This is a genomic window from Sphingopyxis macrogoltabida (assembly GCF_001314325.1).
Classification (GTDB): Bacteria; Pseudomonadota; Alphaproteobacteria; order Sphingomonadales; family Sphingomonadaceae; genus Sphingopyxis; species Sphingopyxis macrogoltabida.
Genome location: NZ_CP009429.1, coordinates 3344707 through 3358751, shown reverse-complemented (window position 1 = coordinate 3358751; position 14045 = coordinate 3344707). Strand labels below are relative to the sequence as shown.

General features: G+C 66.3%; 15 protein-coding genes. 11 read left to right on the top strand and 4 right to left on the bottom strand.

All coding sequences use genetic code 11. The features are described from left to right. Positions 1-77: 77 nt before the first annotated feature. Positions 78-950, bottom strand: a complete 873-nt coding sequence (locus LH19_RS16520) for a hypothetical protein (RefSeq protein ID WP_054730353.1) — start codon at positions 948-950, stop codon at positions 78-80. Positions 951-1029: 79 nt separating this feature from the next. Here LH19_RS16520 and LH19_RS16515 point away from each other — a divergent pair, with 79 nt between their 5' ends. From LH19_RS16515 to LH19_RS16475, 9 genes are all read left to right on the top strand, one after another. Next, entirely contained in the window at positions 1030-1605 is a 576-nt protein-coding gene (locus tag LH19_RS16515) for a NifU family protein (RefSeq protein ID WP_054733699.1), read from the top strand. A 37-nt stretch (positions 1606-1642) separates the two neighbouring features. Next, on the top strand, positions 1643-2236 hold the full coding sequence (locus LH19_RS16510) for a malonic semialdehyde reductase (protein ID WP_054730350.1): 594 nt from the start codon (positions 1643-1645) through the stop codon (positions 2234-2236). Positions 2237-2256: 20 nt separating this feature from the next. After that, positions 2257-2874, top strand: coding sequence for a tRNA (adenosine(37)-N6)-threonylcarbamoyltransferase complex dimerization subunit type 1 TsaB (tsaB, locus tag LH19_RS16505; protein ID WP_054730347.1), 618 nt, complete (start codon positions 2257-2259; stop codon positions 2872-2874). After that, positions 2871-3341 carry a GNAT family N-acetyltransferase gene (locus LH19_RS16500; protein WP_145923495.1) on the top strand — a complete coding sequence of 157 codons (471 nt, stop codon included), beginning with the start codon at positions 2871-2873 and terminating at the stop codon, positions 3339-3341. The genes tsaB and LH19_RS16500 overlap by 4 nt, the downstream gene beginning before the upstream one ends. A gap of 115 nt (positions 3342-3456) precedes the next feature. Beyond that, positions 3457-3888 (top strand): MucR family transcriptional regulator, encoded by a 432-nt coding sequence (locus LH19_RS16495; RefSeq protein ID WP_054586988.1) that lies wholly within the window; start codon positions 3457-3459, stop codon positions 3886-3888. Positions 3889-4021: 133 nt separating this feature from the next. Further along, positions 4022-4447 (top strand): Fur family transcriptional regulator, encoded by a 426-nt coding sequence (locus LH19_RS16490; RefSeq protein WP_054586989.1) that lies wholly within the window; start codon positions 4022-4024, stop codon positions 4445-4447. Next, on the top strand, positions 4416-5213 hold the full coding sequence (locus LH19_RS16485; protein ID WP_234715952.1) for a lysophospholipid acyltransferase family protein: 798 nt from the start codon (positions 4416-4418) through the stop codon (positions 5211-5213). The genes LH19_RS16490 and LH19_RS16485 overlap by 32 nt, the downstream gene beginning before the upstream one ends. A 7-nt stretch (positions 5214-5220) precedes the next feature. Beyond that, the gene (gene miaB / locus LH19_RS16480) at positions 5221-6570 is read left to right on the top strand and encodes a tRNA (N6-isopentenyl adenosine(37)-C2)-methylthiotransferase MiaB (RefSeq protein WP_054730345.1); all 1350 of its coding nucleotides are present in this window, start codon (positions 5221-5223) and stop codon (positions 6568-6570) included. A gap of 130 nt (positions 6571-6700) precedes the next feature. Beyond that, positions 6701-7708: a PhoH family protein gene (locus tag LH19_RS16475; protein WP_054730340.1), complete on the top strand. Its 1008-nt coding sequence runs from the start codon at positions 6701-6703 to the stop codon at positions 7706-7708. On the opposite strand, the gene LH19_RS16470 is transcribed toward LH19_RS16475, so the two are convergent. The 3 genes from LH19_RS16470 to LH19_RS16460 are packed head-to-tail and all read right to left on the bottom strand — an operon-like array spanning position 7705 to position 10533. Continuing rightward, a complete protein-coding gene (locus LH19_RS16470) occupies positions 7705-8562 on the bottom strand; it encodes a hypothetical protein (RefSeq protein WP_054730338.1) in 858 nt (285 codons plus the stop codon). The two genes, LH19_RS16475 and LH19_RS16470, sit on opposite strands and share 4 nt — an antisense overlap. Positions 8563-8564: 2 nt before the next feature. Beyond that, positions 8565-9551 carry a hypothetical protein gene (locus tag LH19_RS16465; RefSeq protein WP_054730334.1) on the bottom strand — a complete coding sequence of 329 codons (987 nt, stop codon included), beginning with the start codon at positions 9549-9551 and terminating at the stop codon, positions 8565-8567. A 1-nt stretch (position 9552) separates the two neighbouring features. Further along, a complete protein-coding gene (locus LH19_RS16460) occupies positions 9553-10533 on the bottom strand; it encodes a toll/interleukin-1 receptor domain-containing protein (protein WP_054730327.1) in 981 nt (326 codons plus the stop codon). Between the two features lie 179 nt (positions 10534-10712). On the opposite strand from LH19_RS16460, the gene LH19_RS16455 reads away from it, so the two are divergent. Both LH19_RS16455 and LH19_RS16450 read left to right on the top strand, forming a co-directional pair. Continuing rightward, positions 10713-12956, top strand: a complete 2244-nt coding sequence (locus LH19_RS16455; RefSeq protein WP_322787383.1) for a TonB-dependent hemoglobin/transferrin/lactoferrin family receptor — start codon at positions 10713-10715, stop codon at positions 12954-12956. A 20-nt stretch (positions 12957-12976) separates the two neighbouring features. Continuing rightward, on the top strand, positions 12977-13951 hold the full coding sequence (locus tag LH19_RS16450; RefSeq protein ID WP_054730324.1) for a DUF6607 family protein: 975 nt from the start codon (positions 12977-12979) through the stop codon (positions 13949-13951). Positions 13952-14045 lie beyond the last annotated feature (94 nt).

The following is a 14045-nucleotide window of genomic DNA, read 5'->3' as shown; positions in this document are numbered from 1 at the left end:
CATTTGCGCCCCCTAGAGCATTTTCCGGCCGGATGGAAACATCCGATCGCCATAAAATGCGCCCCCTCGAAAAAGCGTCAGACGATGCCGAAGGTCCAGCCTTCGGTACGGGCAAGCTCGTCGGTCAGCGGGGCAGGGGACCAGCTCGCCGGCGCGGGCGCGATGGTGCGGAGCCAGGCGGCGGCGAGCAGCGCGTCGCTGGCGTGGTCGCTGACCGGGCCGCATATGCCGGCGGGCGGCGAGCCGAGCGCGGCGAGGGCCGCGTCGAGCGCGGCGCCGTCGCGGATCTTGCTGCGCCCCGCGGCCATCCCGGCGGCGCGCGCCGCAAGGCTGGTGTAGATTTCGACGAGCAGCGGGCCTTGCGTGGGCACCGGGTCGAGCGGCCAGAGCGGGATGCGCCCGCGGAGCCGGTGGAGCAGCCGCATCCCCGCGAGGCTGGCCTTGCCGACCTGCGCCGCGCCGACGAGGTTGAAATTGCTGACGCTCGCCGCCTGTTTCGTTGCACGCTGATGCTGCTCGACGAGGCGCAGCCGCCCGGCGCCGGGCTCGAACAGGTCGCCGGTGTCGCCGCGGGCGTGGCGGAAATGGCGGCGCGCCTCCGGATGCGCGAGGAAGGCGCCGATCTCATAATGCGGTTCGCCTGCCGCCAGCCGCTCGACCAGCGCCCACAGCCCCGGCAGGTGGTCGGGGCTCTCGTTCCAGAGCGGGAAATAGGCGCCGCGGTCGGCAAAGGCGAAGGCGGCCGAAAAGTCGAAACCGATCAGCATGTCCTCACCCGTCGCTGCGATCGTCTCGAGCCAGTCCAGTATCTCGCCGCGCGACCAGATATGTCCCGGCCGTACCAGTGCCGGGGCATCGGCGCCGCTCGCCACCGCCAGCGCAATCCCGCGCTGTCGCGGCCCGCGCGCGCCGGACCAGTCGAGGGCGGCAAAATGGGCGAAGCGGCGCATCGCACGCCCCTAGCGCATCTATGCTGCGGCGCATCTATGTTATCTTGCACAAAGGGCCGTGGCGTCCCACATGCACCCCATGCTGATCGAAACCGAATCGACGCCGAATCCCGCGACGCTCAAATTCCTGCCCGGCCGGGCGGTGATGGAGACGGGAACGCGCGACTTTGCCAGCCCCGAAGAGGCCGAGGCGTCGCCGCTGGCGACCGCGCTCTTCACGCTCGGCGATGTCACCGGCGTTTTCTTCGGCCGCGATTTCGTCTCGGTGACAATCGCGCCGGGCGCCGAATGGGCCGATGTGAAGCCCGACGTGCTCGGCATCGTCATGGACCATTTCCTTGGTGGCCTGCCGCTGTTCCATCCCGCGGCCGCCGGCTTTTCGGTGCCGGCCGAGGATGAGGCCGGTTTTGCCGACGATCCCGCCGACGCCGACATCATCGAGCAGATCAAGGAACTCATCGAAACGCGCGTCCGCCCGGCGGTCGCCAACGACGGCGGCGACATCGTCTATCGCGGCTTCGACAAGGGCAATGTCTATCTGAAGATGCAGGGCGCGTGCGCCGGCTGTCCCTCGTCGACCGCGACGCTGAAGAACGGCATCGAATCGCTGCTCAAACATTATGTGCCCGAAGTGACGGCCGTCCACGCCGTCTGAGGACCCCGACCAGCCAATACCGACAGGAGAATGCCCGATGAGCGAGCCGCTTTCCGATAGCGCCCTCGACCAGCTGTTTCGTACCGCGCGCACCTATAACGGCTATATCGACAAGCCGGTATCGGAAGCGCAATTGCACGCGATCTGGGACCTGATGAAATATGGCCCGACCAGCGCCAACGCGCTGCCGGCGCGGATCATCTGGTGCGTTTCGGACGAAGCGAAGCAGAAGCTGGCGCCGCTCACCATGCCGGCGAACGCCGAAAAGATCCTGAAGGCGCCGGTCACCGCGATCATCGCGATGGACAATGAATTTTACGAGCATCTGCCCGAGCTGTTTCCGCACACCGACGCGCGGAGCTGGTTCGCGGGCAATGCGGCGCATGCCGAGACGACCGCGTTCCGCAATTCGAGCCTGCAGGGCGCCTATTTCATCCTCGCGGCGCGCGCACTCGGGCTCGACACCGGCCCGATGTCGGGCTTCGACAATGCGGCGGTCGATGCGGCCTTCTTCGCCGACCAGCCGAACGTGAAGAGCAACTTCATCTCGACCCTCGGCTACGGCGATCCGGCGAGCATTTTCGAACGCAGCCCGCGGCCCGATTTCGGCCGCTTCAACAGCATCGCCTGAGCGGACGTTCCGGCTCCTCGATGCGGCAACTGGTCATCGATTCGGCGAGTGAGGCCTGTTCGGTGGCGTTGATCGTGGATGGACGCGTCGTCGATCGCCGTCACGAGGTTATCGGACGCGGCCATGCCGAACGGCTGGTGCCGCTGATCGCCGAGCTCGAGGACGGTGGCCGCGCCGATATCATCGTTGTCGGCTGCGGCCCGGGCAGCTTCGCCGGCGTGCGCATCGGCGTCGCGGCGGCGCGCGGGCTCGCGCTCGGCTGGCAGGTGCCGGTGCATGGCTTTTCGACCCTCGCCCTCGTCGCGGCGGGCGCTGCCGATGCGATCGCGGCTGCCGACGGCGGCCTTGTCGTGATGGAGGGCGGGCACGGCCAATGGTTCGTCCAGCCTTTCGCCGCCGACCTGTCGCCCCGTGCCGCGGTGCGATCATTGCTCCCCGACGACGCGGTGCTGATCGAGGATGCGCTTGTCGTCGGCAATCGGGCCGAACCTTTCGTCGCGCGCCGCGGTTCGGGGCGTGCCTTGTCTTCGCTACCCGATGCGGCGGCTTTCGTGCGGCTGCCCGACGCTGCTCTGTTCGACGATCCCAGCCCGATTTATGGCCGCGCGCCCGACGCCAAGCCGATGGGGGCGGCGTGACGGCGATCCGCCTTGCCACCGCGCGGGTCGCCGACCTGTCCGCCGTGATGCGCGTGATGGAGGCGTCCTTCGATCCCGTTTATGGCGAAGCGTGGAGCGCGGCGCAGTTGCTGACGCTTTTCGCGCTGCCGTCGGCGCGCGTTTCGCTTGCTTGGGATGGCGAGCGGCCCTGCGGTTTTGCCGCCGCACGCATCGCGGGGCCGGAGAGCGAGCTCTTGCTGCTCGCGGTCGACCCCGACCGGCGCGGGCAGGGCGTCGGCAAGTTGTTGATGGACGATTGGCAGCAATGGGCGCTGCTCGAAGGTGCCGACGACTATTTCCTCGAAATGCGCGCTGACAATGACGCCGTTCATCTTTACCAGAGCGCCGGTTTCTCGGAATGCGGGCGCCGGCCGGCCTATTACCGCGGCGCCGACGGCGTTCTGCGCGACGCGATTACCATGCGGCGGTCGGGCGTACGGTTATAACTTAGTATTCTACCGTTGCGGCTCCGGCATTTGTCTGGCAGGATAATCGACAGGCGGAAGAATAACGCTGATATTCTTGCCTGCTCTTCTGGGAAAATGATAAGGATACGCTCTCATGTCGGATCAAGCCGATACTTCTGAAATGCTTGTGACGTTGACCGCCGACATTGTCGCGGCGCACGTCAGCAACAACAGCGTCGCGATCTCCGATCTCGCGGTACTGATCAACAATGTCCACGCCGCGCTCTCCAACCTCGGTCATCAGGAAGTTCCGGAGGAAAAGCCGGTGCCTGCCGTGTCGATCCGTTCGTCGGTGAAGCCCGATCACATCGTCTGCCTCGAGGACGGCAAGAAGCTGAAGATGCTGCGCCGCCACCTGATGACGCATTACGGCATGACCCCCGACGACTATCGCGCCAAATGGGGACTGCCAGCCGACTATCCGATGGTCGCGCCGAACTATGCCGAGCGCCGCCGCGCGCTGGCCAAGGAAATCGGCCTCGGCACCAAGGGCCGCGGTGGCGGCCGCAAGCGCAAGAAGGCCTAAGACCTACGATCATCTGGCCCCATGCGGGCAGGGAAGGGCGGGACCACTCGGTGCCGCCCTTGTCCTATCGGCGGTGCGACCCTATACAGTTCGCAGAACAAAGACATGGCTGCATATTGCAGGAAAGGCCAGCATGACCGGTTCCATCGACCTCGAAGCCCTGTGCCACGAAAAGGGGCTGCGCATCACCGAGCAGCGCCGCATCATTGCCCGCGTGATCTCCGATTCAGAGGATCATCCGGACGTCGAAACGCTGTACGAACGCGCGTCGAAGATCGACAGCGGCATCTCGATCGCCACCGTTTACCGCACCGTCCGCCTGTTCGAAGAAGCGGGCATCCTCGACCGCCACGATTTCGGTGACGGCCGCTCGCGTTACGAAGCGGCGCCCGAGGCGCATCACGACCATCTGATCGACGTCGAAACGGGCAAGGTGATCGAATTCGTCGATCCCGAACTCGAGGCGCTGCAAAAGGTGATCGCCGAACGGCTTGGCTTCCGCCTCGTCGACCATCGCATGGAGCTTTATGGTGTCTCCCTCGATCGCAAGCGCGACTGATCGCGCCTCGATCACCTGGCGCTCGGTCGCGCGCATGACCCTGATGGTCCTGGCGCTGCTGTTCCTGATCGTCCCGCACCTTTGCTATCGCGCCGTCGGGCGCCCGTCGCCGATGGTGATGGCGTTCCTCAACGCCGTCGGCTGGATCGCCGGGCTGCGTGTCCGCACCACCGGCACGCGGCTCCGCCGCAACGTACTGTTCGCCGCCAATCATCTGAGCTGGCTCGATATCCTCGCCCTCGGCGGCGCGGCGCGGTCGGCCTTCGTGTCGAAGGCGGAGGTCGAGGATGTGCCGCTCGTCGGCTGGCTCGCCGACCAGAACCACACGATTTACGTGCAGCGCGAGGCGCGGCGCGACATCCATGCGCAGACCGACAGCCTCCGCGGTGCGCTCGCGCGCGGCCGCCCGGTGACATTGTTCCCCGAAGGCACGACGGGACCCGGCGACGGGCTGCTGCCGTTTCGCGGTTCGCTGTTCCAGGCGGTCGTTCCACCGCCGCCGAACCTGCGCATCCAGCCCGTCTTCCTCGACTATGGCGACGAAGCGACCGCCATCGCCTGGCAGGACCCCGAATCGGGCCTCGACAATTTCAAGCGGCTGATCGCGCGCAAGCGGTCGATCCCGCTGACCATCCACTATCTCGACCCGCTGCCCGCCGAGGTGACGCACGATCGCAAGGCGATCAGCGAGGCGGCGCGCGCCGCGATCGCCCGCCGCATGGCCGAGGTCGGCCGCCCTTCCGCCGCCGCGCTGCATCGCCTATAGCGCGCCGATGAAGTCCGACTCTCCCCAAAATTCTCCCAAGACCTTCCACGTCAAATCCTTCGGCTGCCAGATGAACGTCTATGACGGCGAGCGCATGGCCGAGATGCTGGGTGCCGAGGGTTATGTCGCCGCGGCCGAGGGCGCCGATGCCGACCTGGTTGTGCTCAACACCTGCCACATTCGCGAAAAGGCGGCCGAGAAAGTCTATTCGGACATCGGGCGGCTGAAACGCGCCGACGGCAGTCGCCCGACGATCGCCGTCGCCGGCTGCGTCGCGCAGGCCGAAGGCGCCGAGATCGCGCGCCGTGCGCCGTCGGTCGATGTCGTCGTCGGCCCGCAGGCTTATCACCGCCTGCCCGACCTGATCGCGCGCGCCGCGAAGGGCGAGAAAGCCGTCGATCTCGACATGCCGGCCGAGAGCAAGTTCGGCGCCCTGCCGAAGCGCGCCGGCGGCCAGCGCCCGACAGCTTTCCTGACCGTGCAGGAAGGCTGCGACAAATTCTGCACCTATTGCGTCGTCCCCTATACGCGCGGCGCCGAAATCAGCCGGCCGTTCGCCGACCTGATCGCCGAGGCGCGCGCTTTGGTCGCCGGCGGTGTCCGCGAGATCACCTTGCTGGGGCAGAACGTCAACGCCTGGGACGGCGAGGACGAGAAGGGCAGGGCGATCGGCCTCGACGGGCTGATCCGCGAACTCGCCCGCGAGGACGGGCTCGAACGCATCCGTTACACGACCAGCCATCCCAACGATATGACCGAGGGGCTGATCGCCGCGCATGGCGAGGTCGACAAGCTGATGCCCTTCCTCCACTTGCCGGTGCAGGCGGGCAGCGACCGCATCCTCGCGGCGATGAACCGCAGTCATTCGGTCGACAGCTATCTGAAGGTCATCGAGCGCGTCCGCGCCGCGCGTCCCGACATCGCCATCTCGGGCGATTTCATCGTCGGCTTCCCCGGCGAGACCGAGGAGGATTTCGAAGCGACGCTCGATATCGTCCGCGCGACCAATTATGCGATGGCGTACAGCTTCAAATATTCGCGCCGCCCCGGCACGCCCGCCGCGACGATGGGCGACCAGATCGACGAAGCGGTAATGAACGACCGTCTCCAGCGGCTGCAGGCGCTGCTCAACGAACAACAGCACGCCTTTAACGCGGCGACCGTCGGCCGCACGACGCGCTTGCTGCTCGAACGCAAGGGCAAGCTCGAAGGCCAGCTCATCGGTAAGTCGCCCTGGCTCCAGTCGGTGCATGTCATCGCGCCGGGGCTCAAGATCGGCGACATGATCGATGTTCGCATCGTCTCGGCCGGGGCCAATAGCGTCGGCGCCGAAGCCCTGATGGAAGAAGTCGCCTAGTGCGACTGGCACGGTGTGTCTCCGCGAAGACACACTCGGCCTCCTTCCGTCGCATTCGCAGCTTGCAAGTCATGGACTCCCGTCATCGCGGGAGTACAGTCATGTCGTCGATCGAAGGAGCCTTGCCCATATGTCCAAACGCCCGCTGACTGCCTCCACCCCCGCCGAACCCGGCGACCGCGTCCGACTGACGGCGGAATTTGAGCGAACGCAGCTTTTGGGCCTCCTCTTCGGCGAATTCGACCGCAACCTCGTCGCCATCGAAAACCGTCTCGGCGTCTATATTTCGGCGCGCGGCAATCGCGTCCAGATCGAGGGCGAGGCCGAAGCCGCGGCGCGCGCCCGCGACGTGCTCACCGAACTCTATAACCGCATCGAACAGGGGCAGGAGGTCGATGCGGGGCTGGTCGACGGGGTGATCGCGATGTCGGCGCAGCCGATGCTCGCCGGCATCATCCGCCACGACAAGGACGAAGCGCCGACGGTGATGATCCGCACGTGCAAGAAGACGATCGTCCCGCGCGCGCCGTCACAGGTCCCCTATATGCAGGCGCTGGCGCGCGACGACATCATCTTCGCGCTCGGCCCGGCGGGGACGGGTAAGACCTATCTCGCGGTCGCACAGGCGGTGGCGCAGCTCATCACCGGCAGCGTCCAGCGCCTGATCCTGTCGCGCCCCGCGGTCGAGGCGGGCGAGAAGCTCGGCTTCCTGCCCGGCGACATGAAGGAAAAGGTCGATCCCTATCTGCGCCCGCTCTACGATGCGCTCCACGACTGCCTGCCCGCCGAACAGGTCGAACGTCGCATCGCGTCGGGCGAGATCGAGATCGCGCCGCTTGCCTTCATGCGCGGCCGCACGCTCGCCGACGCCTTCATCATCCTCGACGAGGCGCAGAACACGACGATCCCGCAGATGAAGATGTTTCTCACCCGCTTCGGCATGAACAGCCGCATGGTGATTTGCGGCGATCCCAAGCAGGTCGACCTGCCGCTCCCCGCCAGCTCGGGGCTCGCCGATGCGGTCGGGCGCCTTGAGGGGGTGGAGGGCATCAACGTCAGCTATTTCACCAGCGCCGACGTCGTCCGTCATCCGATCGTCGGGCGGATCGTCGATGCCTATGAAGGGCCGGGGGCCTAACTCCCGACCTTCTTGAACGTCACCGGCGTCGACCCGCTTGCGGGCGCGACTTCGCGCGTACCTTTGCGCACGGTGCCGTCGGGCCAGCGCACCTGATAGACGAAGCGGCCCGAGATGTTCCTGGTGACCCCGGTCTCGACCTCGTTCCATTTGCAGGCAAAGCGGTCCCACGGATCGGGCTGCTTGCGGACGCAAACCTTGAAGGCGAAGGCGCTGATCATCCACAGTTCGCCGGCCGGGGGCTCGGTGCGGAATTTGACGCCGGGAGCAGGCGGCGAGCGGACCGCGCCCAACCGGGGACGGCTTGGCGCGGCCATCGGCGGCGGTGTGCAGTCGCGATATTCGAAAACCGGGGACAAAGGCGCCTTGGCGCCGGCGCGTGCAGCCTCCAGCGCCTCGGCCAGCGACGTATAGGGATCGCCATTCGTCGCCCGTTCCTCGGCTCTCGCGATCGATTCGCGTTCGAAAGCCAGCAGCGGTTCGGCATAGATGCTGGCCGGGTAATGCATCCGGCGCAGTTCGGCCCGCAGCCGTGCGGTTTCCAGCGCGACATAGCCATAGCGTTCCAGCATCGGATCGGAGGCATCGTTCCCCGGCCGTTCGACATCGCAAGCAACCAGATTATAGGATTGTTCGGGCGTCGCGGGCAGATCGCTCGCCGGGCGCGGAAATTCGACGACCTGTGCTTCGGCCGCGATCCGGATGTCGTAATAGCCGCCGGGATACCACGGCTGTTGCGGCACATCGGCTTCCAGCGCTTTCATGGCTGCACCGTCATCGGCGGCGGCATCCTGCGCCATGGCAACGGACGGGCTCGCCAGCATCAGCAGCGCTGCGATCGTCCGACCGCCCATCGTCAGCTTCCGACTTTCTTGAAGGTCACCACGGCCGCGACCGCCTCATCTTCGTAATTGGGGACGATGTCGCGGGTTCCCTTGCGCACCGTCCCGTCGGGCCATTTGACCTGATAGACATAGCGGCCGGAAAGCGGCTTCTCGACGCCGGTTTCGATCTCGTTCCACTTGCAGGCGAAGCGATCCCACGGGTCAGGTTTCTTGCGGGTGCAAACCTTGAAGGCAAAGGCGTTGATCAGCAGCACCTCGCCCTGCGGCGGCACCGTCTTGACGATGACGCTGCTCCCTTCGCCGGCGCCGCAGCCGCCATCGGCAAGCACCTTCGGCAGCTTCGGCGCTAGCCGCTCGCGGTTCGCTTCGACTGCCTTGGCGAGCAGAAAATAGGGGTCGTTATAGGTTTCGGCCTCGTCCATGCCGCCATCGGCCGGGGGTGCGGCCTCCATCGACGCCGCATCCGCCGCCGCAGCAGCATCGGCAGCAGCCTCCGCGACCGCCGCGTCGGCAGCGGCGCTCGCCTCCATCGCCATCGCGTCGCTCATTTCGGCTTCGGACACGGGTTCGGGTGCGGTTTTGGCCTCTTCGATCTTCGCCTTCTCGAACTCGAGCAGCGGTCCGGCATAAACCGCTAGCGGATATTTCATCCGCTCGAACTCGCCGCGCAGCCGCGCGACCTCGAGCGCCACCGGGCCATAGCGCGCGGTCAGCGGGTCGGTTTCGTCGAGGCTGACATATTCGGCGTTGCAGTCGATGACGTCGTAATAGGGCGGCTGCCCGTCGCCCCAGTCCATCGTCAGCGTCTCGCGCGGGAAATCGGCGACCTGCCCCTCGGCGGCGATGCGGATGTCGTAATAGCCGTCGGGGTACCAGCTTTGCGGCGGCACCCGCGTTTCGATCGCCTTGAGCCCCGCGGCATCGAGCGGTTCCTTCGCGGTCGCCGTCACCGGAGACGCCACCGCAGCCAGCAGCATCAGCATCTTCGCCTTGCCCATCTCAATCCTCCTGTTTCAGCCGCCGCGGGCCGCCCATCCATCCCGCCACGAGCAACGCTGCCACCGCCGCCGCGAGCGCCCAGGCGGCGGCGAGCATCAGCTTCACCCGCCCGATCGACGCCGCCGTCCACAGCATCGCCGGATCATAGGCCGCATCGGCCAGCGCGTCGGACGGCAGATCGGGGCATTCGCTTTCGAACACCAGCTTCGCGTCAGGCGTACACTCGGTGCCGCGCACTAGCGGTGCGCCATTCTCGCCCGCGATGACATAGGCGCTGCGCGTCCAGCCATATCCCGCTGCCGCCGCGAGCAGCAGCGCGAGCAGCACGCCGCGCACCCAGCCTCTGGTCCATAGTTTCGCGCCGCCAGCGGCAATCGCCCCCACGGGGATCGCGATGGCGAGCAGCGCGGCGAGCCAGCCGACCGGCGATTCCGGCGGCGCCAGCCCGCCCAGCCAAGCGGCGAGCAGCAGCAGCGCCAGCACCGCGCCGCCCGCGCCCGCGCGGACCAGCGCGTTGTTCCAGCTCACGCTTTTCGCGCCCCGCGGCTTGCGCGGGATATAATCGCCGCGGCCTGCCGCGCCGTGCACCAACTGGCCGACGACATCGCCCAGCCGGACGATATGGTCCTCGACCGGCGGTGACAGCGCGTCGAGCCAGTGCGGCACGCTCATGAAATATTCGAGGCTGCGTTCGGGCAGCACATCCTCGATGCGAAAGGGGATGATCGGCAGGCCGAGGTGCACCGCGCGCTCGACCTCGCGCAGGATCTGCGGCGACGCATTGGCGTTTTGCGAAAAGACCAGCACGAACACGGCCGATTCCTTCAGCCCGTCGATGATCGCCTCGCCCCACGATGCGCCGGGCAGGATGTCGCGCGGCGCGATCCAGCAGCGGTGCCCGCGCTCTTCGAGCAACGCGCACACCATATTCGCGACGGTGCGGTCCTTCGACGAATAGCTGATGAAAACCTGTGCCGGCATGGCTTTCCCCCGCCGCGCATCATGGCGTGCACGGGAGGGAAGGGCAATGCGCTACTTCCCTGTCAAACGGCGCGAATATTATGCAAACGATTCTCAATATCATAATTGTTGACCTAGCGCGCCGACGCCCCTAATGCGCCGCTATTGCGAGTCAGTCGCAATCAAATAGGGGAAGAAATTTGATCACCGTCCGTTCGCCATTCATGTCCCGTCTCGCCGCCGGTAGCGCGCTCGGCCTCGCGCTCGCGGCGGTCGCCTCGCCCGCGGCCGCGCAGGACAATGACGGCGACTATTGGGCGGCGCGCAAGAGCCAGATCGTCGTCACCGCGACGCGTACCGAGGCGCTGGCCGAAGATGTGCCGGTGACGATCACCGTCAAGACCGCCGAGCAGATTGCCGACGAACTCGTCACCGACATCCGCGACCTCGTCCGCTTCGAACCCGGCGTCAGCGTCCAGCGCCAGCCGGCCCGCTTCAACGCGGCGCTCAGCGCCACCGGCCGCGCCGGCAACGACGGTTTCAACATCCGCGGCATCGGCGGGAACCGCGTGCTGATCCAGGTCGACGGCGTGCGCGTTCCCGACGGGTTCAGCTTCGGGGCGCAGGCGGCGGGGCGCGGCGACTATGTCGACCTCGGCCTGATCAAGTCGGTCGAGATATTGCGCGGCCCGTCGTCGGCGCTCTACGGCAGCGACGGGCTTGCGGGTGCGGTCAGCTTCGTCACCGCCGATCCGGCCGATTTCCTCGAAAACGGCAGGAATGTCGGCGGCCTTCTGCGGGCGTCGTACAGCAGCGCCGACAATGAGTTCAGCGAAACCGCGATCGTCGCCGGGCGCAGCGGCGACTGGTCGATCATGGGCGCCTATACCCGCCGCGATTACAACGAGCTCGACAACAAGGGGACGGTGGGCGGCACCGGTGCGCTCCGCACCAAGCCCAATCCGCAGGACGGCCGCTCGAATGCCGCGCTCGCGCGCCTCGTCTACGACCCCGCGAACGGCCACAAGCTGCGCCTGACCGGCGAATATCTCGATACCCGCCTGTTCACCGAAGGCCTGACGGGGCAGAGCGCGACGGTCGAACTGCTCGAGGCCGTCGATACCGGCAAGCGCAAGCGCGTGTCGCTCGACTGGAGCTGGGAAGGCGAGGGCGTGATCGATTTCGCGCGCGTCGCGCTTTATTGGCAGGATGGCGAGGACGTCCAGTTCACCGACGAGGACCGTACCCCTGCCGCCGACCGCGAACGGCTCAACAGCTTCGAGAACCGCGTCATCGGTGCCTCGGCCGATGCGCGCGCCGATTTCAATACCGGCGCGATCACCCACCGCATCGTCTTTGGCGGCGACATCAGCAAGACGCGCCAGCGCGGACTGCGTGACGGCGTGCTGCCGACCCCGCCCGACGTCTTCCCGTCGCGCGCTTTCCCGACCACCGATTTCACGCGCGGCGGCCTGTTCGTCGGCGACGAGATCGGTATCGCCGACGGCCGCCTGCTGCTCTACCCGGCGCTGCGCTTCGACTGGTACGACCTGTCGCCGCGCAATGATCCGCTCTTCCCCGGTGCCGGGGCAGCCGATCAGAGCGGTTCGCGCGTGTCGCCGAAATTCGGCGCGGTGTGGAAACTGACCGACGAAATCCGTCTCTTCGCCAACTATGCCACCGGCTTCAAGGCGCCCGAGCCAAGCCAGGTGAACCAGTTCTTCGAGAATCTCGCCTTCGGCTATACCTCGCGCCCGAACCCCGATCTCGGGCCCGAACGCAGCACCAGCTTCGAGGGCGGCGTGCGCTTCGCCTCCGATGCGGTCAGCCTCGACGTCACCGCCTTTTCGGCGCGCTACAAGGATTTCATCAGTCAGGAAGTGGTCGATGGCAGCGGCACCTTCGCCGACCCCGCCATCTATCAATTCGTCAATCTCGATCGCGTCAAAGTCAAGGGGGCCGAGGCGCGGTTCGAGGGGCGAGCGTCGTCCGGCCTATATACGACGCTCGCCCTATCCTATGCGACCGGCACCGTGCGCGGCACGGGGCTGGAACGGCTGCCGCTGTCGTCGATCGATCCGCTGAAGCTTGTTGCCGGAATCGGTTATCGCGCGCCGGGCGGCCGTTTCGGTGGCCAGCTCGTCATGACGCACAGCGCGGGCAAAGAAGTGTCGCGCACCGTCGGCACCGATGTCGACGGCGACCCGACGACGATCTGCAGCGGCGCCGCCTGCTTCCGTCCCGGCGGCTTCACCATCCTCGACGCGACCGCTTTCGTTCGCATCGTCGACGCGCTGACGCTGCGCGCCGGCGTCTTCAACATCCTCGACAAGAAATACAGTTGGTGGAGCGACGTGCGCGGTCTCGGCGCCGCCTCGACAGTGACCGACGCCTATACCCAGCCCGGCCGCAACGCGAGCGTGTCGCTGAGCTTCCGTTTCTGAATCATCGAAGGACTGCACCGATGAAAATATATCGCACCATCGCCGCCACCCTGCTGCTGTCGGCCGCACTTCCCGCCGGGGCATCGGCGCATCCGCCGATCGCCGCCGAAGCCGCCGCGGCGAGCTTCGAGCAGGACCGCGCCGACATCCTTGCAATGGCGGGCAATTACCGCGTCAGCTTCAACATGCAAGAATCGACGCGCTGGGACCCCGATTACGAAGTGCTCGAACCTAAGCGCTCGGGCGGCAACGAAGTCGTCCGCGTCATCGAGGATACCGGTCGCAAGATCGTGCTGCAGCACATGCTCGTCATCACCGGCGACGATGACAAGAGCATGATCATCAAGCATTGGCGGCAGGACTGGGAATATGAACCCGCGAAACTGCTCGTCTATTCGGACCGCAACACATGGCAGTGGGAGGACGTCCCCGAAAAGATGCGCACCGGCCGCTGGTCGCAGACCGTCTGGCAGGTCGACGATTCGCCGCGCTACGGCGGCTGGGGCCAATTTGAAACGCGGGGCGGCGTCCGCCGCTGGCGGTCGAACTGGACCTGGCGCCCGCTCGCGCGCCGCGATGCCGTGCGCAACCCCGTTTACGACCGCTATCTGTCGATCAACCGCCACCAGCCGAGCCCCGACGGCTGGGTCCACTGGCAGGACAATACCAAGATGGGGACAAAAGACGGCAAGCTGGTGCCGATCGTCCAGGAATATGTCCTCAACACCTATATCAAATACGACCAGTATGACGTGAAGGCGGCCGACGATTATTGGGCCGCGACCAGGGACTACTGGGCCGCCGTCCGCGCCGAATGGGACCGCGTCGCCACGGCCAAGGGCGGGATTGCGATCGACGAGGAGGCCCAAACGGGTACCGTGATCAGCGGCCGCCTCCTCGAAATGGCCGACGAGGTGCAGGACAAGAAGCTGACGACGGCCAAGGCCATCGCCGAAGCGAAGAAGCTGATCGAGGCGAATACGCGGAAGCTTTGAAAGCAGGTGTTTTGGCGGCAGCTTTCGGCCGGGAGTGGACGTAAGTCGTTTGGAATTCCTCAATTGTGTCATTCCCGCGAAAGCGGGAACCCAG